Origin of the sequence: Pontibacter aydingkolensis (genome assembly GCF_019443125.1) — a bacterium.
In the GTDB taxonomy this organism is placed as follows: domain Bacteria; phylum Bacteroidota; class Bacteroidia; order Cytophagales; family Hymenobacteraceae; genus Pontibacter; species Pontibacter aydingkolensis.
The window spans coordinates 227,817-252,058 of sequence record NZ_JAHYXK010000004.1 but is presented as its reverse complement, the minus strand read 5'-3'; the positions used below and the strand labels follow the sequence as shown (position 1 = coordinate 252,058).

Sequence of the window (24,242 nt, the reverse complement as noted above, 5' to 3'; positions counted from 1 at the left end):
GTTAAATTAAGTTTATTGCTCCGCGTATTCCGATGCCCATGCTTCTGCGGTGTCACCTTTAGTTCCACCAAGTTTCAGCATGAAGTTCTTGGCTGGGAAGAAAGGAGTAATGTGCAGGTCTATAAATATTTGCTTTGTGTCTGGGTCCTGCTCCAATCGCATCAGGTTGTAGTCCTGTATGATCTTATCACTACCCCTGATACTCTCTAGGTACTTGGAGATCTCTTTTCTTAGATCTCTTTCTACAACCGGTGTCCAGTTCACAAATGCCTGGCGGTTCAGGAAGTCGACGAGAACTTTGCCGACGTAGTCAAATACACGTACTACGGAGTAGGTTTGAAGGCCAATGTCGTTACCTGTATAAAGTGTTTTGGCAGAGAAGGCCATTACCTTTTCCCACTCTTTTACCATAGGTACTAATCCGCGCTTCTCCAGCTCTGTTATTTCTCCTTTTTTAAGAGGGAAGCTTACGCCATCCACTTCATTAATACCACCATGCATTTTGCCTGCTGTAGGCTGAGCTATTAAAGTACTATATATTTTTCCTGCCAAGGCAGTAGAGGGAGGCAACAGCAATTCCTCATCCTCGCCAAGGTCCTGGTGCTTTTCACGGCCAACCAACCAGTTGCAGGTCATCAGTACATTTGATCTATAAATGTCACCGCCTGTAAGATTGGCAGCATCGAATTCTTCCATCACCGCATCCGGGGCATCTAAATTCTCAAAGTCAGTCACCAGCATCACCTTATTTTGGTGAGCGATCTTAGCCCATTTCTCCACTACTTTGTTAGATCCTAAATACCCTGGTATAACTAACAAAGCATAGTTCTCGCGCAGGTCTAACCGGTCGTGTCTGGCCTTCAACTCTTCACTTATTTTATCAATTACCAGCGTGTTGTCTAGGTCTTTAAGGCGATCTATGTTTGCGTTGAAGATGGTAAGGTTCTTTATCTTATCACTCTCTGCATTTTTGTAGAACATAGCTACTGAGCGGTATGCCTGCTCAAGCGGACGTACCTCTTCCACAGCTTTTTTCAGGTTTGTTTTGAGTGTGTCTTCTGCCGAATCAGCTTTTTCTTGGGCAACACTTACCATTTCTGCTATAGCATCTGAACTGCTTACAAGATCGAGCCACATTTGTAGCTGCTTTTTTAGCTTTAGGCGATCCTTCTCTCTTGATGATTCTGATAAGAAAATGTTTTTTCTGGCTTTGCTCTCAGGGTTCATCACTTTTGCACCCTCAATAGAGGTTTCAATAAGTTCAAAGCCGCCATATTCAGCTAGTTGATCGCAAAGTTCATTTATCTCCAGAGCCGGAGCCGAGCGTTCTACTTGTACAGCTTCTAATTCTGGTGTTTTTAATACTTCTTCCTGTTCCATAATTTTAGTATTAGTAGTGATACTCCTTATCTTGCTCCGTCTGCTTCGTCAATTTCCTGTATAAGTGCTTCTATACTTTGCATAAAAGCCTGTCTGGTCTCCGGATTCTGTAAAGCGGACTTTAAGATTTTATTTGTTCTTAGTTGCTTAGCTATTTTCTGGTAAGTCTCCTGCTGCTCTTTTGTCTCTGTCAGGAATTCACTTTGGGAGATCAGCCCATCTTTTCCGAAGTCGCCTAAGTTGTTAAATTTTAGTTCTTCATTTGTTGTTTTGCCTTCTGGCGTTTCAAACTCTACTTTAACACTGGGTTTGAAGTGTTGAAAAACTTCGTCAACGGTTTTCAAGCCTGTTACAGGTTCGGGCTTTGTAGGCTTTGTTGTTAATTGTTGTACCAAAAGGGTACGGTTTGAAGATATTTGTGTGATAGCTTCAAAAGATTGCTGTGGGACAAGCTGTCCACCGATTTCTACTTCGTTCATGCGTTAGATAAGTTATAGTTCATCGGAAATTAATTCTGATTCTTTCGGTAACACTTCCCAAGTCAGTTCCTGGGCTTCATTTACATCAAGTAATACTGTGGAGCCACGGCCTATTTTCTCAGATATGATCATTCTGGAAATGGGTCTTCTTAATTGATTTCGAATAACCCCTGTTAGTGGCCTAGCGCCATACTTAGGGGTAAACCCGGAGAGCGCTAAGCTCAAGACTGCCTGTTTGGTGATCTGAAGCGTTATTCCTTGCTTACTAAGTGTCTCAAGTAACTTCTTCAGATGGATGTTGAATATTTTAGTTACATTCTCTTCCGTGATCGGAGCGAATGGTACTATTTCAGTTACACGAGCCAAGAATTCTGGTCGGAAGTGCCTGCTCATAATTTCCATCATTTCGGATGAAGCAGGCAGTGTTCCTTGTTCTTCAAATCGATTTACAATAAAGTCGCTACCAATATTCGAAGTGAAGAGAATTACTGCATTCGAGAAGTCACCCTCTTTGCCTAACCTGTCATGCAGCTTGCCTTCATCAAGTATCTGAAGAAATACGTCAAACACAGAAGGGTGTGCCTTTTCCACCTCATCAAAAAGCAGTACGGCATAAGGCTTCTCCCGAATTTTGTTTACCAGCAGGCCACCTTCTTTGTAGCCTACATAACCTGGAGGTGCACCGTATAACAGGGCCGCAGAGTGTTCTTCTTTGAACTCTGACATATCGAAGCGTATCATAGCAGATTCGTCATTAAAGAGAAAATCCGCAATTGATTTAGCTAATTCCGTTTTACCAGTACCAGTTGGTCCTAAGAAGAAGAAAGAACCTATTGGTTGCCCTAGTTTTGTAAGCCCGGAGCGGTTTTCAAGTATAGCCTCGGCAATTACTTTTATCGCTTGATCCTGGCCAATCACCCGTTGCTGGAGGGTCTCCTCCATACCCAGCAACTTTTCGCGCTCCTTTGTTTGGATTTTACCGAGTGGAATACCTGTTTTGTGTGCCACAACGGCCGCCAGGTCAACTTTTTCTACACTTCCTTTCTTCTCTGTGGCCAGAGATCTCAAATCATCTAGCACTTGTGTTAAATGATTATACAGTGCCTCAGGTGTTTCTAATTCATCATCTTCCGACTCTTCTAGTTGGCTGAGTAGGATAGGGCTGATTCGACTGTTTAGCTCTCTTTTGAACCAATGAAGATCTGCCATTGAATGAGTATTCTCAGTCATTGTTAAGAGCTGTTGCTGTAGCGTAGCTAATTCTTTTTCAGATGTTTCGTCAGCCATTCTGATCGCTGCCATAGTTCTATCTAATAGGTCGATGGCAGCATCAGGTAAGCGCCTGTCTTTTACATAGCGTTTGGCGAGATTTACAGCTTCTTCTGGTGCATCATGTGCTACCTGTACCCCGTGATGCTGCTCGTAAAAGGGAATAAGCTTTTGCAGCATTCTTGTAGCTGATACCACATCTGGCTCCTCAACTCGTAGCACTTCAAAGCGCCTGTTGAATGCCTGCTCTGGCTCTATGAATTCTCTAAACTCATCATTCGTAGTAGCACCTATAACAGTTATTTCTCCTCGTGCTAACTCAGGCTTAAGTAGGTTTGCTGCCCCCGAGCCGACAGCGCTGGAACTATCCAAAAAAGTGTGCAGTTCGTCAATGAATAGAATGGCCTTGTCTAGCGCTTTCAATTCTTTAATGATATTTTTCAGACGATCTTCTACTTCGCCTTTATAAGATGCGCCGGCAACTAAAGCGCCTGTGTCTAATTCGTAAAGGAATGAATTCTGAAGGTGAGCTGGTACATTGTTGGCGATGATATTTAAAGCAAAACCATCTACTAAAGCTGTCTTACCCACACCTGGCTCACCAACAATAAGTACATTAGGTTTGGTGCGTCTACCCAGTATCTCCACCATCATTCGTGTTTCCCGGTCACGCCCTATAATGGGGTCTATCTTACCTTCTTTAGCTAGTGATGTTTTATCAATGCAAAACTTATGAAGCGCTTTAGTTGTGTTTTTTTCACTTCCTACTTTTGATCCATTAGTAGTGGCTGGTGAGATGGCTGCCTGAACAAGAGCATTCTCAACGGATGTGTCAACTACATCATCTGCTGAAAGCGGGAAGGTTTTAAGTTGTTCTTTTGTAAATGCTACGTTAGGCTTACTAAGTGCGGCTAATACGCATAGTGGATCTACTTCATCATGGCTTAGCTGTAATCTAAGAATTTCTGCTTCATCCATTACAGCCACTACACGGTCGTCTCCAGTAGGTTCACTTACACCTCTACATGCTTTGAGATGCCCCTCAATTCTGACTTCAGCCCATTCTTTCAGATAATGAACATCCTTATCTATTGACTTTAAAAATTTTATAACACCTATTTCCTCATGAAGAAGAGCACGTAATAAATGAGCAGGAGAGAAGTGCTCATGTTGATGTTCCCGGGCTATTGACTGAGCAATCTGAATAACGCGTTTAACCTCGTTGCTTTGAATTATAGGTGTGTTCATACTAAATGCTTTTTGTATTTATTAGTATTGTTTTTAAATTACATCAACTGGAGTTTTCTATTTGTTATTGGCCGTGAATTATTGTATAATTCATTTTTTTCCCTCTGGAGCTTTTGGATTTTGTTATTGAGATTAGCAATTGCTTTATTTTGAGTTGCTTCAATCATATTCTTGATATTTTTTTCAGTATCATCAACTGATTCACCGCCAGCAGCCCATCGTGTGTAAAACCAAGCGAGTTTACTTGGACTAACATAATTGAGAATAACCTCTGCTATATCAAGTATTCTTAATCCCTCTTTAGCATACTTAAATGCTATTTTATATTTATCCTTTGTGGTTTTATAAGTGTATTCTAGAACTTTTTGGCTATGCTGGGGGGAAAAGTTATCATTTAATGTCTCTACAGATTTATCAATCATATATTCTGAAACTTCCTCAATACCTTTTTTAATAAAAGGCATTTTCGTTATAACTCCTTGAGCAGCCTTGGCTGCTCTAAATCCATGAGCGGTTGTTTTTACTGCAATTGTCAAAATGTCAGAAGTAGTGTCAATAATAGAGTTTACTTTTTCAAAATTCTTTTTGTCTTTTTCAAGCCCTTTTGTTACTTCTTTAGACATCCTGATCATGTCAAGTTTCAGCTGTTCGAGCTTATTTATAGTTACTTCATAACTTTCTTTTGATTTAGGAATCAGTAGTGTTTGGCCTTCTTTTAAAGACTGGTTATCTGCAAGATTATTAGCAACTGTTATAGGTGCATAACTGTCAAGACCATACTTTCTGGCTATAGAGGTTAGCGATTCTCCTCTTATAACTCTATGAGAAGTAGTCAAAGTATTTACCATGGTTTTGCACTAGTATTTATGAAAATGAATAAACATGAGTTATGGTATTTCGTATTCCTATTCTATCTGTACATAAAGCTTCTGTACTTTACCAAGATTATTGTCCTCTCTCTTGATAATTCTCAGACTCTTAATATCTCCCTTCTCCAACAGCAGATCTAAGAATTGCTGTGGTTTATACTCATTAATCTGGGTCCCGCCAATCTCTTCTATGATCAGAGCATTTGCAGAAAACATTTTATTGACTTCTGTGCTCCAGCCCTTTCTTGCTGCTATGGGGTTATTTTTGTTCTTTATCGCAGAAAGAAAATCACCTAGTGTTTCTGGCTTGTAAGTATCAGCAGTTAAAGATTTTTGGTTTGCTACATTGGGAGAAGCTGTAGATAAGGCTTTCTTTTCTTTTGTTTTAGGTACACCAGTATTAACTGTCTTGGAAACTTTGCCAGCTGGAGCTTCGCTACTTTTTGTTTCTTCTTTCTTAACAAGTTGCTCTTTTGGTTGATCATCTGATGAAGCTGAATTATGCACGGCAGCTTCTGATGTTTTACCTATCTTAGGTATTGTGCTTTTCTTAACGGGCTTTGCTATTGTATCTTTTACAGAACCAAGTTGCATATTTAACTCAGGGTACACTAATGCAGCCATAATAACACATGCTATTGTTGCAGTAATTAAAACAGGCTTAAGCTTTTGTTTTAACCGATAGTTGGCTGAACTAACAGGTGTGTTAGGGGCAAACTGTCCATAAGGCCTCCAGGAGTTGTTTTCAATAAAGTAATTTGCCTCCTCTACAAGCTGCATAGCAGTTGGCCTTTTTTCCCATTCAAGGGCTAAACAACCCTTTATAATATTGTTGAGTATGCGCGAGTACTGAGGAGGTAAATCAGGTACTTCAGCCCCCTGAAGAAGACTTAAGCCACCATTACCCATCCATGGCACCTCACCAGTGCATAGCTCATAGATCGTAACGCCTAAAGAAAATATATCACCTGCTTCGTTATTTATTGGTCTTGCAGCAAACCTTTCTGGTGGAGCATAAGCAAGGGCAAGTGCCTGCTTGTGCCCTGTGACCTTACGTAAGGTATTACGGGTGCGGCTGCTAATTCCAAAATCAGTTAGTTTGTAGTTGCCGTCCGTTGTTACAAGTATGTTATCAGGTTTAATGTCTTGATGCAGTACTTTAGGTTGCCTGGTATGTAAATAATTTAAGCCACTTCCAACCTGTTGTAGTAGAACTGCTAAGTCATACTCTGAAAAAGCTCCCTTTTCATATAATAATTTGCTAAGAGAGCCTCTCTCCATATAAGGCATCACTAAAAAGGGAATCCCATTAAATATATCAAAGCGATATACCTGAATCAGATTAGAATGGTCAAGTGATCTTATTGTTATGTACTCATTCTTGAATTGCTTTATTCCAACCTCATCCATTCCACTTTCTGGTGCATATATTTTTATAGCTTCTACAACACCATCAGCCATTGTGTCTTCTGTTTTCCACACTTCAGAAAAACCACCACGACCCACTAACTCTTTAAGAAGATAGTGCCCTGCAAAGACGGTATTTTGATAAAGAGAAGGCATAAAATGTAAAATAGAGGACGAACTACGTTTGTATTATTTGAATCAATAATTGTGTAATAATACGAACAGGTGAAGAGAAAAACTATACCTAATAATCGGTATTTATCATTTTAAATTGTAAAAGTTATAAAAATACCGATCGATAGGTATAGGAACCATATTCAATAGCACGTACATTTAGATTACATTATACAGTTAAAAAATTATACATATTTAATACTGTAGTTAAAGTGTATTTAGAGGATCATTTTAAGAAGTGATATTCCTGTTCCTAATCTATAATATTTAAAAGTGATGCATTATTTAATTAAGAATCTAATACTCATTGCTGCGATACTCTCTATAAACCTATCTCAGGGCCAAGACATCCTCTATTTTACAGATGGTACTAAGCAACAATGTAAGATAACATCAATTGATGCACAGAAGGTAAGTTATAAGAACTTAGAAAATTATGAAGGGCCGACTTATACAAAAAAAAGTAACCAGCTTTTATTTGCTTTCAAAGATACAGGAAAGTTTTTGGTGCTAGCAGATAACACTAATAGTGCACCTGTTTTTATTGAATTCCTAGAGAACTTAGAGAGCAGACCATTTGACATTATAATAACTAAAGATAATGCAGTATTAGTTGCTGATAGCTTATCTCTTGATGGAGATAAATTCAAGTACCTGAAAAGTCAGGATGAAGGAAAACAAACTGAATATATTGAAAAGGAAAAGATAGCAGCTATTATTTATAGAAATGGTAAACACATGCTTTATATGCCCTCCAAAAAGGTAGCACTTAGTTTAGCGCAGGTCAAAGATGACATTGACAGACTGATTTCTACTAAAGCCACAAAAGACATTAGTGTTAAGGAGCCTGTTGTTGCCACCGCTAAAGAAATGAATGTGGGGCTAAGTAAAGCTGAACTGGAGCGTTTTCAATTTAAGGCTAAAGAAAAGACCCATAGATTTGGAGAATATATAGCGCTTATTGGTGATAAACAATCCGATAGAGAAGAGCAAAATAAATCAATAGATGCAGCTTGCAGTTTGTTTTTATCAGATACCTCTACAGTTGAAGTATCAAATGTCAATCGTGAGGATAAGGAAAAATATACTGTACGTAAATATCTCCAACGACTAAAGTTACTACCATATAATGAGGTTGTGATAACCTGGACAGATGTGAGCTATGTGAGCGACTTAAAGTTAGGGGCAGATGGAAATTATTATGGAGTAGTTTCCTTTCAACAGGTGTTCGAAGGATACGATGATGGTAACGTTGTATACAGAGATGTTACCCAAAAAAATGTAGAGGTAATCCTTAAAAGTTACCAAAAAGAAATTGATGGTGAAAAGAAAAGCTTATGGGATGTTTTTCTTTCAAATGTAGGAGTTGAAGAAACTAGTAAATAGAGGCATAATGAGGTTGTTAATTATAAAACTGTTTGTTTTAGCTCTTCCATTCAATTGCTTCAGTCAAAGTTTGCAGCTTAATGAAGAAGAACGTTTTATATATAAAGTAAAGCAGTTAGATGAACTTATAGAAAGGTTTAATGGCAGCGATAAAACTCTTATTTATGAATATCTGAATGAAAATCCTGAGATACCTTTAGACCGGACTTATTTAATAAAAACAATATTTGACTCGAGTAATCCTAAGTGGGAAATAAGCGAAATAAAAGATTTTATTAACCAGGTAAGCAGTAAAACAAATCCTATATACTTAGATTTTAATGATGATTTGTGGTTTGCAGAAGCTAAGTGTACCATTATATATAATGGTAAGAAAGAAAATATTACACTAATTCTGAAAGTTGAAAAGCAAGCTAACAATGGTAGTAAGTGGGTATTAGCTAGTGCAAAAGGCCCATCGTTGAGCAATATAAACTATGGTAATACAACCACCTTCAATCCTGATATAGTTAACAAAGTATCAATCAGTCCCATAAGCCATGCAACTGATTTTATGACACTCTACGATGTATTCAGGGACAAGAAAAACTTAACAAGTTATATCTCAAGTAACTCTAAAAGTTCATCTCTTTTACTTTTTATTCAAGAGGTTCTGAATGGTAATATCACCTTTAAGCAGGTGAACTCAATCACGTATCATTTTTTACAAATAGATGGTTGGGGGTTTACTGTACAAAAGTTCCACCGTCCTACAAAGAATTCAGGTTGGCTAGTAAATAGTCTTACCAGAATGGATACAACTGCAAAGCAACTATATCTAGCATCAGTTCTTAATATTCACAGATAGTATGAAAAAGCTACTCAAATATTTTATGTTCATCCTATGCTATGGTTTTGCAAGTACCAATGCCCAAGATCTAACTACAAGAGATGCCGGTCAAGTAATAGATAAGACTGACTATCTGATTAAAGAATACGAGTCATTTTTGAATACGCTTACAAATGCTGGCATGAGACCAAGTGACATCAAGTTGATGATAAAAAATGCCTATTCTCTTGAAAATAACCAACGACTGTTCTGGGATAATAAAGTAATAGTAGAAGATGACATAAACCCAGAAAAAGCAGAAGCTGATAGTGCTGCAGATTTACCTGTAGATAGGTATTTGGAAGACTTGGACTTGCTTTATGCTAAAAGCCGTGAACCCTCAATAACGTTTTATAACATAGATGTTTCCAAAATTAAGAAGGCAGATTACTATTATGTAAAGGTATATTTCGATAGCTCCTTCCACAGTAAACACAAAAAAAGCAAAAAATCTTATAAGCCTGTGAGACGTGTGGCGGAAGTAAGACTTGAGAATCAGGATAGCAAGTGGATGCCTTACATGGTAGGGCTTAGGTACTATGTGCGAGAAGACTCGATTAATGATGCTAAGAATGATGTTCCTATTGTAGCTGTTGAAGATGTAGGTTCAGAAGTGAGAACTACTATACAAAGTAGAAATGAGGAATACCAGGAATATATCCGCATTGGTGAAAAGGCTTTGGGAGAAGAAAATTATGAAGTCGCCAAAACTGCTTTCGAAAAGGCTTTAGCTTTAAGACCTAACAGCTCACATTCATTACGTAAGCTCCAGCAAATTAATAACATTAACTGGTATGAGTATCATTACAAAAAAGGTGTGAAAGCTAAGCAGGAAAGGAATTATGAAGAGGCAATAGCATATTTCAGAAAAGCAAAAGAAGAGAAGTTAACTGATGCTACTATACGAAGCGAGATGGATCAATCTATAGATGAGATGAGTGGCATTATTAGAAACAGGGATTTATTTATTAGTCGGTTTGAAGCAGGTAAATATGATGAACTAATTAAAGAATACTCTAAACATTTAAAAAACAGTAATCAACCAAACTTTACAAAAGCAGAAATACACTTGTTTTTAGCAAAAAGTTATACTGCTAAAGGGGAATATGAAGATGCTTTGAAAGAATATACAGAAGCTATAAGAAAAGATCCAAACTTTACACAAGCTCTTCGAGAAAGGGCAGCACTTTACACATTGCTATCTTATTCTCAAAAAAATATAAACGATAAAAACAGACAACTAAGAGAAGCACATGCAGATTATTCAGTCCTAATTTCAAATAACCCAAATATTGCTGAACACTATAAACTTCGCTCAACTACACGAATTCAACTCAATGAATTAAATGATGCACTTAGTGATCTTGAACAAGCAATAAAATTAGATCCTAAAAATGCTACAAGGTATTACGATAAGGCTATTTTTCTTATTGACAATAAAGAAGATTTAGTTGGAGCATATAGTAGTTTAAGTACAGCAATTGACTTGGATTCTACTTATGCTCAAGCATACTTTAAGAGAGGCTTTATAGAGCATAAACATTTTACCGATGTAAGTAAGGCTGCTAAGGATTTCAGTAAAGCTTTAAAATATGAATTAAGCGATTTTGATAAAGGCACGATCAAGATTTTAAGCGAAACACACTATAAGGAAGGCAATCAACTATACCTTACTAATGACTACAAGGCTGCGGTTTCTGAATATGACAATGCAATAACTATAAACCCCGAAAACGCATACGCTCATTTTATGCGTGGAGAAGCACTGTTTTCACAAGGTATTTTCATAGAAGCCATTGGAAGTTATACCAATGCCTTAAGTTTCACTCCCGATCTTAATATTGCTATTTTTAAAAGGGGAGTGTCTTATCACCGTCTTGGAGATTTTGAACAAGCTATTGCTGACTTTAAACAGGTAACAGAGAAGACTCTACCTGCTAACACTCTATTCTTTGACAATAGTATAGCTATGTGCAAGAGCTACCAAGGCCTACTAGAATATCAAAGTGCAAATACTGTTGCAGAAAGTACGATCACACAACTTAAAAAATTCAACGAGAGCACATCAGCTAAAATCAATACAGCTACAGTAGGTTTTGTGTCTGTTAAATCGTTTGATCAAAAGAACAGCTTAGCTGAACTATATAATATTGCGGGAAGATGCAAGTATGAAATGAAACTAACGAAGGATGCTCTTAAAGATCTGGATAAATCATTGAGCTTTAACAAAAGATATAGTGCAGCATATTACAATCGGGGTGTTGTGTATTATAGCATAGGCGACTATAAAAAAGCAATCAAAGACTTCTCCTCTAACCTAGTTCATGGTACAAAAAAATCAAAAGACTACTTTGTCAGAGCACAATCTTACCAGATGTTAAACAAACATTCTGAGGCGATTAGTGACTATCAAACTGCAATATTAGTTGATACGGCTCTAGTTGACGCGCACTACTACAGAGGAATCAGTTTAGCTAAGCTGGGTACTTTAGAAGAAGCACTATTATACTATAACATGTACTTGGATAGCGATTTTATAGAGGAAGCTTCGGCCAATTATTATGCAGAAAGAGGTACCATTAAATTTAAGCTTAGGCAGTATGAAGAGGCAAGAAAGGATTTCTTAAAAGCTTTGGAAATAGACACTGTAAATACTGAAGCATTGTATGGTCTAGGTTTTTTAAATGTGGTAGAGAATAAACTTGAAGATGCTATTCCATCTTTCCAAGAGGCTTTCAAATCAAAAAAGATTAGTAGAGATAGAGTGAATAATGACTTTACCTCCATATCCTCTTCTGTTGCAAAGGATAAGCGAATTAAAGAGTTGATCAAAACAATTGATAAAAAAACTGTTGACGCTGTTAGTTACAGTGTTCTTATGGACTAAGAACTTAGTAATGCCCCATAATATTCTTATCAGTCAATACATAAACTATATCAACAGCTCTAAATAATATAGAAATGAGAACTGCGCTGCTTACAGTAATATTTATGCTATTTAATTTGGAGTTACATGCACAAATTATAAGCTATGATCTCCTCCATACAAAAGATAAGCAAGTCATTAAAGGAAAGGTTGTAGAAGTATCCGATAGCTTAGTTACCTTCAGAAAACATGAAAACTTGGACGGACCAGTCTATACTCTTAGAAGTAGCAATTTAATAAGGATAGAGTATAGTAATGGTTATGTAGAACACTATGCTGTAGAATCAGATAATGTTCTAGCTAAAAGAGAGAAGCGTAAAAATAATTCACTAGAAAAGGCTAATGCAACTGTAGGTAGCAAGCTAAAGGAAGAGTCATTAACAGGTAGTGACCATAAGACAGAAGCCAAAATAGATGAAGAAACTGCTACTGGAATCAAAGAACAGAAAGTTAAATCGGCCAAAGAAGAAAAAGCTAAATTTTATTATAAGCTTAATGTGGGGTTAGTAGCAGATTTTTCTAATATGTTAACAGGTGTTTTTGAAGAAAAAGAATCTGTTGACTTTGGCAAAGGGCAAGGAGGATTAGTGCGTGTACAGTACAACGTACTGAATAATTTTGGTATTCGCTTTGGAGCAGGGTATTCTCAATGGGTAAAGGAAGACAGTACTAATTCAACTAAACCTGCTGAGAGTATACTGAAAACTGTACCGATTTTGGTTGGAGCTAAATATTACTTGGGAAATAACTTCTTCCTGGCCGGCGATGTGGGTATTGTGATGCACAAAACATCGTTCAAGAACTATTATGACGAAAGTCGGGATGATGTATGGATGGAAGTAACAAGTGAATACAACATCAGCCCTAGTGCATCATTAAGTATAGGTGGAGAAGTACAAATAATGAAACTAGTTATTGATGTAGCTCCTTATTTTCAATGGTTTGGGACAAAGGAGTACGAATTTGGTATGTACTATGCTGGTGTAAGACTGGGTACTAGTTTAGGTTTGGGGAAAAAGCATCTTAAAGAGACTTTATAATTTCTAATGCATCTTTTGCTACCCAGCCTTTGTTGCCAGGACTTAATTCCACCTTATACCAGCCTTCAAAGCTATCTAGCAGTAAAACGGTTTCTCCTTCAGTTATTGAATTGATCACTTTTGCATTATTACTGGCAGCACTTCTGACATCAGCCGGTCCAGTTATTACCACCGCTTTAGTACTACTGTTTCTCACAACTATTTGGAAATATACCACAAATAACGTAGACAAAGAGCCTATAAGAAGAACAGTTCCCGCATAGCGTAAGACATTATTGGGTACATAAAAGTTAATAGAAAACAATAATAGACTTACAACTAGCAGTGCTGTGCAAATGAACATAAGCTGATCCAAACTTAAAAAGTATGTATAGTGTTGTAGCATAATATGAGCAGGATTGCCGGAGATTGACTTTTGTGTCAAACCCAACGTTTGCCTAACACTCATTAAGTTTTTTTGTACATCTTGATTGGCTGGATCAACAAGAGCTGCTTTTTCAAAGTTTAATATTGCTAATCCAAACTTATTATTTGCATAGTAACAGTATGCTAAGTTATTGTAAAGCGCAGCTGATTCTGAACCGCTTGTTAGTACACTTTCAAAAAGTATTATTGCGTCATTATAATTTCCTTTTTCTGTTTCTCCTACAGCATCTTTATAAATCTTTTCAAGAGGTTGCATGTATGCTTTGCTAATAGGTAGTAATCCTAGCAGTAGCGTTAATATCTGTGCACTGTACTTCATAATGCTTCCCGGTCTATTTGTTTTAGAATGTCTAGAGTTGAAGTGCGCAGCTGATAGAAATTCATTTCAGCTTCTCTGGAGCAATACCCAAGTTCATTATATACTGAAACAAGGTCTTTAAACTCGACAATTGTGTCTTCACTAACACAATATTGAGCCATAATATGGTAGACCGTAGTTGAATAATTTTCTCCATCCATTCTAAATCTTTCTGAAATAAAAGTAGAGATGATGCCCAAAATATTTTGACTAATTAATTTATAATTATCTTGATCAGGGGCCGGCACGCTATAGAGTTGATGCGCTGCTCTTTTATAGGCATTTCTCTTAATTACTGAAATCGAATTAGTGTTTCTTTTCCTGATAACTAAGACAAAAAGTGCATGAGCAACAAAGCCGACTATACTTATTAAAATTATACCTAGGTAATTAGAAGAGTTAGGAGTATATACCCCTGCCTTTATAAGATTGCTCGGTTGCAGAATTAGTTTAGGCCCTCGCTCCATACTTGCTATATCAGCAGAGTGCGTTGAAGCATCTGCTGCTGAAACGTTTAGAATATGCGCTGATGTTTTATGAGTTTTGAAGGCATCTTCTCCTATATCAAAGTATGTAAAAGAGAATGAAGGTATTTCTATTGTACCAGCTTTGATAGGTACTAAAGTATATTGATAAGTGTGTTTTACTTTATACCCGTTCGTAGTTACTTGCATATCAAGTAGTGCAGTAGGCTTATAGCTTTCTAATGAGCTAGGAAATAGAACCTGAGGTGGTAGTAAATTAAGAGAGTTGCCGTTGCCTTCAATCAGAATCTTATAATAAATAGGCTCATTATGTTTAACTGAATCCTTTGAAACAGATGTTTCAATTTTATACTTTCCAATGGCTCCTGAAAAAGAATGAGTTGTGCCGGGCAATTGTTTGACGTTTATTTCCTTGAGTGCAGAGGTTATTTCAAATTTTGAAAACTTTTCGATCAGGAAAAAGTCCGATGGGTCTGGTGGCATCTCTATATTTAACGAAAGCCGCATGGGAGAAATGTTTACTCTACCAGCTTTTTCTGGAATGAGCAATTCATGCTTGAGAATCGTAGATTTATATGTTTTGCCTTTGTAAACTTCCTCACTTGATGCTCCGGGTTTACTAATTTGTTTGACACTAAATTCAGAGAATAATGGCTCAATTAAGATTAGTGCTTCACTAACTGACCTCTGAGTTAGTAGCTTAAAAGTTACTGTAAATGGCTCTCCAACATATACCTGATCTTTAGATGTGACACAGAGCAACAAAATTTCTTCCCCTTTATAAATAGGGTAGCTATTTTCCTGCCTATGAGCCACAGAATGAGACATACATACTAGAGACAGTAGTACACTCAATCCTACATATATTATTCTAGTAGCCATAGAGTTCTACCAATCTTTTTTAACTATTGGCTTATTATTAGCTGAGACTTTTACTTTCATTCTTTCTTTAATTTTTTGCTCGTTCAATTCCTGAGAGTTTAAAATCAGTTCTTCGACTTTCTTATCATCTGTAGTGGCTGTCGAAATATTCTCAGCATCACTTTTATTATGTTCGTCAGCACGACAATCCTCCAAATTAGAATCTCCTTGTGCATCCTGACTTCCTTGCTCTTTATGATGAGCTGATTGTTTGTTCAACTTAGATGTAACAGCAAGTAAATAGGATAAACTATAAAGGGCGGAACTATCGTTGGGCTGCAGTTTTAAAGACTGCAGCAAAGCAGTCTTGCTCTCTCTAAACTTACGAAGCTGCAAATAGGTAATTCCAGTGTTATGATATGCTTTAGCCTTTAGGTCTGCTGCCACACCTCGTGTTGAAATGAGTTTCTGGTAAGCAATTAAAGCATCTGCATATCGTTCCTGGTAGAATAGAGTATTACCCAAATTGAACTGTGCCTGATATAAGGATGGAGCACTTTTCAAAGCGCGTTTGTAATTGACTTCAGCGTCATCTAAATCTCCATGCATCTCTTGCTGAAGAGCCCTTCTTGCTAATCCTCTTGCGGAATCAATAGTAGGAAAATTGTTAACTAAGATAAACAGAAGTATAAAATAGATATTCATAATTCACTCAGGGTTTGCTTATAAAGAATTCAGTAAGTAAAAGCAGGAGCGTAGCGCCAATTAACCACTGGAAAAGTGGCCGATGGTAATATGCAGTGATATAGGCCTCTTGAGTGCTGTTCTGGACTACAGCCTTACGTATGAATTCCACGGCACCTTTAGTTGTATGTACTGTAATATATTCAGCTCCTGTTCTTTCGGCAATCATTTTTAGAACATCAGCTTTCAGATGCGTTTTTACCGGTAAGCCACTTGCGTCAGTTTTTAAAACCAGCTTGCCAGAGGATCTTCTTAGAGGTATGGTGCTTCCCAGGCTTGTGCCTATACCTATTGTATATATTCTGATGCCTGTATTCGCGATACTGTCAAGAAGAGTCTCTGTATCACTTGTATGATCTTCTCCGTCAGAAATTAGAATGAACCTGTTATCGTTTGCATAGTTGCTGTTGTGCATTATGGTCGCAATTTTCAGCGCTTCGCTAATAGATGAGCCTGGAACAGGAAGTATGTCAGCTTGTATAGCTGCTAATGAATTCTGAACATCTGAGTGATCGTAGGTTAAAGGTACTAGCGGATAACTAATACCAGAAAATAGTATAATTGATACTTTAGCGTTAGTGAGCTCTGCTATAGTCTGCGAAATGATATACTTCGCCTTCTCGAGTCGGTTAGGAGGCACATCCTCAGCGAGCATACTTAAGGAAACATCTACTAGAAAGATCACATTGCTTTGTGTAGTGTTTGTCTGTGGTTTTTCTATGCTGATACGAGGGTCAGTAATGGCTGTGATCAGAAAAGATAAGGCAAACAGTAACAGGAGGAATTGAAAAACTAGTACATGTCTTGAATGTCCGATCAGTAGTTTCGCTACCAGGTCCGGTTTACCTAATTTCAAGACTATAAAACTTCTCCATCTTAAGTATAAAGCAAATAGTACTACCAGTAAGGGTAACAACAGCAATAGCAGCAGGTAGTATTGATGAAATAGTTTTAGCATAATCAGGCAAATTGCTTTAGAATGGTATATCTAAATATGATTTCTGCTGCTATCAGAGCCAGAGCCGTAAAGGCTACGGGTAGAAAATACTCCTGCTGTTGCTCATGTGATACTAGTTGGGACTCAACTTCTTCTTCCTTGCTTATTTCCTGATAGATCAGATTAAGGTCGCGGTTATTTTTTGCTCTGAAGTACCGCCCATTTGTTTTTGCAGCAACTGCATTTAATGTTTTCTCATCTATTGAAACAGGAACCTTTATAAGTTTTACTTTACCCTGAGCGTCTTTAGTAGGGTAATCTGCCTTGCCTACTGTGCCAATGCCCACTGTATAAACTTTTATTCCATATTTTGATGCTATCTCTGCTGCTTTCAAAGGAGAAACCGAACCGGCATTATTTTCCCCATCAGTAAATAATATGACTACCTTGCCAGTTGTATCGCTGTTCCTTAGCCGGTTAATTGCAGACAATAATCCCATGCCAATCGCCGTACCATCTGGGAGAAAAGAAGAGTTAGCATCTTTCAGTAATCCTTTCAAGAGTTGATGATCATCTGTTAGAGGGCAGGCAGTATAGCTTTCACCAGCGTACACGACTAAACCCATTCTGTCATTACTTCTCTTGTCAATAAATTCTCCAGCAATATCTTTTAAAGCTTCTAAGCGGTTAGGTTTCAGGTCTTGAGCCAACATACTATTGGAAGCATCAACCGCTAACATTATTGATACTTGTTGTTTAGGAAGAAAGGTGATGACTTGCTCTTTCTTTACTGGTCTGCAGATAGCTATAACAAGAAATAAGATTGCTGCTATTCGAAGTATAAGAAACAGTAGAGTAGGAGGGAAACTATTACTTTGTATCGATAGCTTATCAACGAATGAAATCTGAAGTCCTTGTACCTGGTTACTTCTTTTACTTCTATAGTACTTTATAAGTATTATTGGCATTATCAGTAGGAGCCATAAAAGTTCGGGATTGGCAAAAGTCAGATGCTTCATAAATTTCAGCTTAAAGCCTTTGTTGATATAATGAACTCCCTGCTGATGCTCAGTAATTCCTGATGATTAATACAGTCGGATTTAGGAGCAAAACGTACGTTATCGGTTTCTTTTAGAACTCTCTCGAGCTTTTGGATCAGGTGGCTGTCTATTTGCTTTCGTCCAAGTTCTTTTATTATCTCTTCAGAGGTAGAAGCTGACGTTTGAATACTTAAGTAACCAGCTAAATAGTTTCTTAGCTCCTGAGGTAGTATTATTGCCGCATCATGCGCATTTGCAATATGTTTTAAATTGTTGAGCGACTGCCGATAAAATATTACTCTTTGTATACCTGTTCTCCAACTGCGCAGCTTGTCCCTGTAAGTGTAGCATAGAAGTGTTAGCATCGTCAAAACGACAGTTATGAAATAAGGAAGTAGTTCTTCTATGCTATAAGTAATGGGAACAGAGGAGAGTATACCTTTGTGAGGAATTGAAGTATCTGAAGGCAGTAAGAAAATGGTGATTGGCATGGCTTCTGTTGATACTATTTGCTTGCTATGTGGTGTGATAGCTAAGAATGGCAAAGCTGGTATTTCTTTTGCACCCGGATCTGTTCCAATTAAAGCAAAATTAAAACGTTCTTTCTTATATCTGTCGTTTATCAGAGCTATACTTCTTTGTTTTTCAACCACTATAAAGCTTTGAAGGCTATCTCCTGAGCCATAATATTTGACTTTTACATCAGGCTTGGATATAATTTCTACTGATATTTTGATTAGCTCCCCCGCCATAACTTCATTCTTGTTAATTGAAACATTTATAGTTGGCTTGGCTGGATTTGCCAATAGGCTGTCATTAATATACAACCAGAAGCACATCATAAGAGATGCTTTAGCTACGTTGCTATAGTGCAGAAATCTCATGACTTTTTTAATAGTTTTTTGAGCTTCTCTACATAGTCTTCATCTGTCGCAACATCTAGAGATTGATGTCCGAGAGAAGTAAAAGTATTATAGAAGTAATCAAGGTGACAGTTTAACCATTTCTCGTAGCCTGCTTTAAAGCTTTGTGATGACGTGTCTACAAATATCTTCTGATTAGATTCTGTGTCTACTAAGTTCATATAGGAGAGTTTAGGGAAAGCAAGTTCCGTTCGGTCGTATACACGGATACCGATGAGGTCATGTTTTTGAGCCAATATTTTAACCTTTTCCTGATAATCTGAAGAAATAAAGTCTGAGATTATAAATACTAAAGCTCCTGAAGAACTTCTGCTTATTAAATAGTCTAGTGCAGGTGCAAAGTCAGTTTTATGTCTGCTAGAAGAGAATGATAGAAGTGGATAAAGGAGTTTTGAGAAACTTGAGAATGAAGTTGAAGGCTGGTGTATTAGTTCTATTTTATCACTAAAAACTAGTGCACCTACGCTGCAATTGTTTTTTAAGCTTATAAGCGCCAGTACTACACTTAATTCTTTTATTGTGTCAATTTTAGTACGTTCTCTGGTCCCAAATATTCCAGATTTACTAACATCTATCACTAACCATATCGTTTGCCCCTTTTCCTTGTTATAGGTCTTAACATATGTCTGGCGTAGCTTTGCTGTAATTCCCCAGTTTATTGTGCGCACATCGTCGCCGTACTGATATTTCCTGACTTCTTCAAACAGGTTGCCCTGGCCTTTATAAATGCTTGTCTGGTTGCCATGACATATCTGGTTAGATAGTTTTTGGGCTTTTAAAACCACCTCGTCAAACTGCTGAGCTTTCCTTAAATAATGATGTAGTGATTCCATAAGAGCGATTGAGTCGGGCAAAAGTTTAGAAGTTGCTAAGGAACATCTATATGTTCAAGGATTTCCTTAAGTAGAATGTCAGATGTAATATTTTCACTTTCAGCTAAATAACTAACTGAGATTCTGTGGCGCAGCACATCTAAACAAACATCTTTAACATCCTCTGGTATAACATAATCTCTGTGTTCTAGTAGCGCCTTTGCTTTGGCAGCTGTAGCCATATTTACAGTTCCTCTTGGTGATGCTCCTGAACGGATTAATTTCTGAAGTTGAGGCAACTGGTATTTTTCTGGGGACCTTGTAGCAAAGATTATTTTTAGAATGTAGCTTTCAATTGTACTGTCAATGTATATCTCATTAACTGTTGTTCTTAAGCTTATGATTTGGTCCAGATGCAACACAGGTTCAATGGCAGGTAAAGCGGGTTTTTGATTTAGCTGCATGATCAGGCGTTCTTCTTCAAAACTCGGGTAATTCACGATTATTTTAAGCATAAACCTATCTAATTGTGCCTCGGGTAAAGTATAGGTGCCGTGTTGCTCAATAGGGTTTTGAGTAGCTAGTACCATAAATGGTCCCTCAATTTTGTACGTGTAGTCTCCTATTGTTACCTGCTTCTCCTGCATTGCTTCCAATAAAGCACTTTGTACTTTTTCAGGAGCCCTGTTTATTTCATCAGCAAGTAGGAAATTAGTAAACACTGGTCCCTTCTTAGGTATAAATTCATGGGTTTCCAGGTTAAATATAGTGGTGCCAGTTATGTCGGATGGAAGTAAGTCTGGAGTGAATTGTATTCTTTGAAAAGATCCACTAATTGATGTAGCTAAAGCTTTTGCTGCAAGAGTCTTTGCAAGTCCCGGAACACCTTCCAGCAATATATGCCCACCACCTAGCAGAGCTATTATAAGTCTGTCTATCATTCTACGCTGGCCCACAATATTTTTTTCAAGCTCTTGTACCAGTTCCTTAAGTACATAGCTATCCAGCTGTACTTTTTCTTTTAGAGTATAATCCTGCAATGCTGTTGGCTGTAGCATGATTTTAAAATGTTAGCAAAGGAGAAGGTGGTTATCCTGGTAAATCAAATGTTCCAGTTAGCTATTCTGAGTTGTAGCGCATATCGTACCAAGCCTACCACATTGCGAGCGCCTATTTTCCGGATAATGGTTTTACGATGTGTATCTACTGTTTTTAAGCTGATGCAGAGCATATCTGCAATCTCTATACTAGAGTATTCCTCAGTAATAAGCTTAAGTATCTCTGTTTCACGTTTTGTTAATAGGGGCCTGGTGTTAGAATCCAAAGAATCTGCCCTTTCTGCTACTGCATAGGTTAAGTACTGATGTTCCATTGAAATTAATTTAAGGTGATATTCAGTCGTAATGCTTCTCTGCACACTAAAAAAAAGTTTGAAAACAAGAGAGCTAGATAAATAAAAACAATTATAATAAATGTTAGATAAGTGTAACGTTTAGCTGTTGTTTTAGTTCTAACTGGTATATTAGAAAATGGTAAATACCTAGTTTTAGGTAGTAGATGAATCCAAGCTTTGCTTTAACAGCTTTATAGGGCCAAGTCTAACCTGTTAATACCATTTGAGTTTTTGTGCAGTAGGCTGTCCCAAATTAAAGCATCAGAATTATATAGTAACTTTCATATACTATATAGCTTTATTTTGTACTTTTGGTAAGCAGGCTAACCCTGCATAACTGAGTACACTTTTAGCTTATCCATGTCTGAAAACCACAAACGCCAATTAGAACAACAACTCTGGAACATCGCCAATACCCTGCGCGGCAAAATGGACGCTGACGAGTTCCGGGATTATATACTGGGCTTTATCTTCTACAAATACCTGTCGGAGAAGATGGAGCTGTACGCCAACAAGATACTGGCCGAAGATGGCGTTAAGTATGCTGATATAAACGAAAGCACCGCAGAAGGGCAGGAGTACCTGGAGGCGATAAAAGAAGAAGCGCTGGCTAGTCTGGGCTATTTCCTGAAGCCGACGGAGCTGTTTAAGGAGCTGGCCCGTAAAGGCAACTCTAACAGCAAGGAGGAGGGCGCAAGCAACTTTATACTGGATGAATTAATGCAGGTACTCAAGCACATTGAGCAGAGCACCATGGGCACCGAGAGCGAAGACGACTTCAACAAGCTCTTCGAGGACCTGGACCTGACTTCTACCAAGCTGGGCCGTACCGAGGCTGCCAAGAACGATTTGATAGCAAAAGTGCTGGGTCACCTGGACAAGATAGACTTTAAGCTGGAAGATACCGAAGCCGACGTGCTGGGCGATGCCTACGAATACCTGATCGGGCAGTTTGCGAGCGGCGCGGGCAAGAAGGCAGGTGAGTTTTATACCCCACAGGAAGTATCGAAAGTGCTGGCCAAACTGGTGACTACCGGTAAAACCAAACTGAAATCGGTGTACGACCCTACCTGCGGCTCGGGCTCTTTGCTCTTGCGCGTAGCCAAGGAAGTAGACGAAGTATCTAACTTTTACGGGCAGGAGCTGAACCGCACCACCTACAACCTGGCCCGCATGAACATGATCTTGCACGATGTACACTTCCAGAAGTTCGACATACGGCAGGAAGATACGCTGGAGCATCCGCAGCACCTGGAGCACCGCTTCGAGGCTATAGTTGCCAACCCGCCTTTCTCGGCTAACTGGAGCGCCAGTCCGCTGCACCTGTCCGACGACCGCTTCAGCCAGTACGGAAAGCTGGCCCCGAGCTCCAAAGCCGACTTTGCCTTTGTGCAGCACATGGTACACCACCTGGCTGAAAACGGAACCATGGCGGTGGTGCTGCCGCATGGCGTGCTGTTCCGGGGAGGAGCCGAAGGACACATACGCCAGTACCTGATTGAGGACCGCAACTACCTGGATGCCGTGATCGGGCTGCCGGCCAACATCTTCTATGGCACTAGCATACCAACCTGTATTTTGGTGTTTAAGAAGTGCCGCGAGCAGAACGACAACATCTTGTTCATTGATGCCAGCCAGCATTACGAGAAAGCCAAAACGCAATGCTACCTGCGCGACTCCGATATTGACAAGATCATTACGACCTACCGCGAGCGCAAACCTGAGCCAAAGTATAGCCATGTGGCCAGCCTGCAGGAGATACGCGACAACGACTATAACCTGAACATTCCGCGCTTCGTGGATACCTTTGAAGAGGAAGTAGCGATAGACCTGAACGAAGTAGCCGCCGCTCTTGCCCAGCTGGAAGACGAGATGCAAAGCACCGACCAAACTATAGCCGCGTTTTGTGACGAGCTGGGAATAGCCAAACCGTTTTAACTATGGAAGCAACAGCAGAAATAACAGCAGCCGTGAAAAACGTGCCTGCGCTTCGCTTTCCTGAGTTTTATGGGGAGTGGGTGAATGTTAAATTAGGTTCTTTAGCGAAAACTATAACAAGTGGCTCTCGTGATTGGGCTCAATTTTATTCTGATTCAGGAGATAAGTTTATACGTATGACTAATCTTCCAAAGAAGGGAATAAGCCTGATTTTAGATGATTTGAGATTTGTGAGTTTGCCTGAGAATAGTTCGGAAGGTAAAAGAACGAGCCTTGAATTTGGTGATATATTAATCTCAATTACAGCTGAATTAGGTAAAATAGGTTGGATACCAAGTGATTTAGGTTTGGCGTATATAAACCAACACGTTGCACTTGTTAGACTAAGTAAAAAAGTAGATTCACAATTTATCGCGCATCATCTCTCAACCAACAAGAGTAACGTGAGATTAAATAGGCTGAATGATTCCGGTGCAAAAGCAGGATTAAACTTACTATCAATACGCTCTCTTTCTTTAACTATACCAACTATAGGCGAACAGCAAAAAATAGCTTCTTTCCTAACTATAGTTGATGACCAGATTCAGCAGCTGAGCAAGAAGAAGTCTCTGTTGGATAAGTATAAAAAAGGGGTGATGCAGCAGATCTTCTCCCAGCAGATCCGCTTCAAAGACGACAATGGTAACAACTTTCCAGTGTGGGAGGAGAAGAAACTAGGTGAAGTATTTGAGCGGGTAAAATCTAAGAATGCTGAAAACAATAAGAATGTACTTACTATCTCAGCACAACACGGACTAATCAACCAAGAAGACTTCTTTAATAAATCAGTATCAGCAGAAAATGTAACAGGTTATTATCTGCTACAGAAAGGTGATTTTGCATACAACAAGAGTTACTCTAAAGGCTATCCGATGGGAGCTATCAAAAGATTAACTAAGTATGACAAAGGAGTTGTTTCAACTTTATACATCTGCTTCAAAATTAAAGATGGTAGTTCAGAAGAATACTTTGAGCAGTATTTCAACAGTGGAAATTTGAATAGCGAATTGCATAAAATTGCTCAGGAAGGCGCACGTAATCATGGTTTGCTTAACATGAGTGTTGTTGAGTTTTTTAACGATATTAAGTTACCGCGACCAACTATAGCAGAGCAAACCAAAATTGCCAGCTTCCTTACTTCCATCGACAACAAGATAAACTATACTTCTAAACAACTGGGACAGGCGCAGCAATTCAAGAAAGGCTTGCTGCAGCAGCTGTTTGTTTAGTCCGCCAAAAT

General features: G+C 38.5%; 20 protein-coding genes. 6 read left to right on the top strand and 14 right to left on the bottom strand.

All coding sequences use genetic code 11. The annotated features are described in order from the left end of the window. Nucleotides 1-12: 12 nt before the first annotated feature. The 5 genes from K0O23_RS07225 to K0O23_RS07205 are packed head-to-tail and all read right to left on the bottom strand — an operon-like array spanning nt 13 to nt 6,808. Complete coding sequence (locus K0O23_RS07225) at nt 13-1,380, bottom strand: DUF5458 family protein (protein ID WP_219876731.1); 1,368 nt, start codon at nt 1,378-1,380, stop codon at nt 13-15. Nucleotides 1,381-1,406: 26 nt separating this feature from the next. Beyond that, nucleotides 1,407-1,859, bottom strand: coding sequence for a hypothetical protein (locus K0O23_RS07220; protein ID WP_219876730.1), 453 nt, complete (start codon nt 1,857-1,859; stop codon nt 1,407-1,409). Nucleotides 1,860-1,871: 12 nt separating this feature from the next. Then, complete coding sequence (locus K0O23_RS07215; protein WP_219876729.1) at nt 1,872-4,376, bottom strand: ATP-dependent Clp protease ATP-binding subunit; 2,505 nt, start codon at nt 4,374-4,376, stop codon at nt 1,872-1,874. A gap of 38 nt (nt 4,377-4,414) precedes the next feature. Then, entirely contained in the window at nt 4,415-5,224 is an 810-nt protein-coding gene (locus K0O23_RS07210; protein WP_219876728.1) for a LysM peptidoglycan-binding domain-containing protein, read from the bottom strand. 57 nt (nt 5,225-5,281) lie between these two features. Then, nucleotides 5,282-6,808: a serine/threonine protein kinase gene (locus tag K0O23_RS07205; protein ID WP_219876727.1), complete on the bottom strand. Its 1,527-nt coding sequence runs from the start codon at nt 6,806-6,808 to the stop codon at nt 5,282-5,284. Between the two features lie 291 nt (nt 6,809-7,099). On the opposite strand from K0O23_RS07205, the gene K0O23_RS07200 reads away from it, so the two are divergent. The 4 genes from K0O23_RS07200 to K0O23_RS07185 all read left to right on the top strand — a co-directional run bounded on the left by K0O23_RS07200 (nt 7,100) and on the right by K0O23_RS07185 (nt 13,046). Further along, entirely contained in the window at nt 7,100-8,212 is a 1,113-nt protein-coding gene (locus tag K0O23_RS07200) for a hypothetical protein (protein ID WP_219876726.1), read from the top strand. A 70-nt stretch (nt 8,213-8,282) separates the two neighbouring features. Further along, a complete protein-coding gene (locus K0O23_RS07195; RefSeq protein WP_219876725.1) occupies nt 8,283-9,059 on the top strand; it encodes a hypothetical protein in 777 nt (258 codons plus the stop codon). A gap of 1 nt (nt 9,060) precedes the next feature. Further along, nucleotides 9,061-11,967 (top strand): tetratricopeptide repeat protein, encoded by a 2,907-nt coding sequence (locus tag K0O23_RS07190; RefSeq protein ID WP_219876724.1) that lies wholly within the window; start codon nt 9,061-9,063, stop codon nt 11,965-11,967. 74 nt (nt 11,968-12,041) lie between these two features. Beyond that, nucleotides 12,042-13,046 (top strand): hypothetical protein, encoded by a 1,005-nt coding sequence (locus K0O23_RS07185; RefSeq protein ID WP_219876723.1) that lies wholly within the window; start codon nt 12,042-12,044, stop codon nt 13,044-13,046. On the opposite strand, the gene K0O23_RS07180 is transcribed toward K0O23_RS07185, so the two are convergent. The 9 genes from K0O23_RS07180 to K0O23_RS07140 all read right to left on the bottom strand — a co-directional run bounded on the left by K0O23_RS07180 (nt 13,030) and on the right by K0O23_RS07140 (nt 21,004). Beyond that, nucleotides 13,030-13,791: a tetratricopeptide repeat protein gene (locus K0O23_RS07180; protein ID WP_219876722.1), complete on the bottom strand. Its 762-nt coding sequence runs from the start codon at nt 13,789-13,791 to the stop codon at nt 13,030-13,032. The genes K0O23_RS07185 and K0O23_RS07180 overlap by 17 nt on opposite strands. Beyond that, nucleotides 13,788-15,197: a BatD family protein gene (locus K0O23_RS07175; protein ID WP_219876721.1), complete on the bottom strand. Its 1,410-nt coding sequence runs from the start codon at nt 15,195-15,197 to the stop codon at nt 13,788-13,790. Before K0O23_RS07175 ends, K0O23_RS07180 begins: the two co-directional genes overlap by 4 nt. Nucleotides 15,198-15,203: 6 nt before the next feature. Continuing rightward, entirely contained in the window at nt 15,204-15,881 is a 678-nt protein-coding gene (locus tag K0O23_RS20560; RefSeq protein WP_219876720.1) for a tetratricopeptide repeat protein, read from the bottom strand. A gap of 7 nt (nt 15,882-15,888) precedes the next feature. Next, a complete protein-coding gene (locus K0O23_RS07165; RefSeq protein ID WP_219876719.1) occupies nt 15,889-16,776 on the bottom strand; it encodes a vWA domain-containing protein in 888 nt (295 codons plus the stop codon). A 104-nt stretch (nt 16,777-16,880) separates the two neighbouring features. Next, nucleotides 16,881-17,876, bottom strand: a complete 996-nt coding sequence (locus K0O23_RS07160; RefSeq protein ID WP_219876718.1) for a VWA domain-containing protein — start codon at nt 17,874-17,876, stop codon at nt 16,881-16,883. Between the two features lie 5 nt (nt 17,877-17,881). Beyond that, nucleotides 17,882-18,781, bottom strand: coding sequence for a BatD family protein (locus K0O23_RS07155; protein WP_219876717.1), 900 nt, complete (start codon nt 18,779-18,781; stop codon nt 17,882-17,884). Then, complete coding sequence (locus K0O23_RS07150) at nt 18,778-19,653, bottom strand: DUF58 domain-containing protein (protein WP_219876716.1); 876 nt, start codon at nt 19,651-19,653, stop codon at nt 18,778-18,780. The genes K0O23_RS07155 and K0O23_RS07150 overlap by 4 nt, the downstream gene beginning before the upstream one ends. A 35-nt stretch (nt 19,654-19,688) precedes the next feature. After that, on the bottom strand, nt 19,689-20,690 hold the full coding sequence (locus K0O23_RS07145; protein ID WP_219876715.1) for an AAA family ATPase: 1,002 nt from the start codon (nt 20,688-20,690) through the stop codon (nt 19,689-19,691). 44 nt (nt 20,691-20,734) lie between these two features. Next, nucleotides 20,735-21,004 carry a response regulator transcription factor gene (locus tag K0O23_RS07140; RefSeq protein ID WP_219876714.1) on the bottom strand — a complete coding sequence of 90 codons (270 nt, stop codon included), beginning with the start codon at nt 21,002-21,004 and terminating at the stop codon, nt 20,735-20,737. Nucleotides 21,005-21,385: 381 nt separating this feature from the next. On the opposite strand from K0O23_RS07140, the gene K0O23_RS07135 reads away from it, so the two are divergent. Both K0O23_RS07135 and K0O23_RS07130 read left to right on the top strand, forming a co-directional pair. Further along, nucleotides 21,386-22,963: a type I restriction-modification system subunit M gene (locus tag K0O23_RS07135; protein ID WP_219876713.1), complete on the top strand. Its 1,578-nt coding sequence runs from the start codon at nt 21,386-21,388 to the stop codon at nt 22,961-22,963. A gap of 2 nt (nt 22,964-22,965) precedes the next feature. Further along, a complete protein-coding gene (locus K0O23_RS07130) occupies nt 22,966-24,231 on the top strand; it encodes a restriction endonuclease subunit S (RefSeq protein ID WP_219876712.1) in 1,266 nt (421 codons plus the stop codon). The last annotated feature ends 11 nt before the right edge of the window (nt 24,232-24,242 follow it).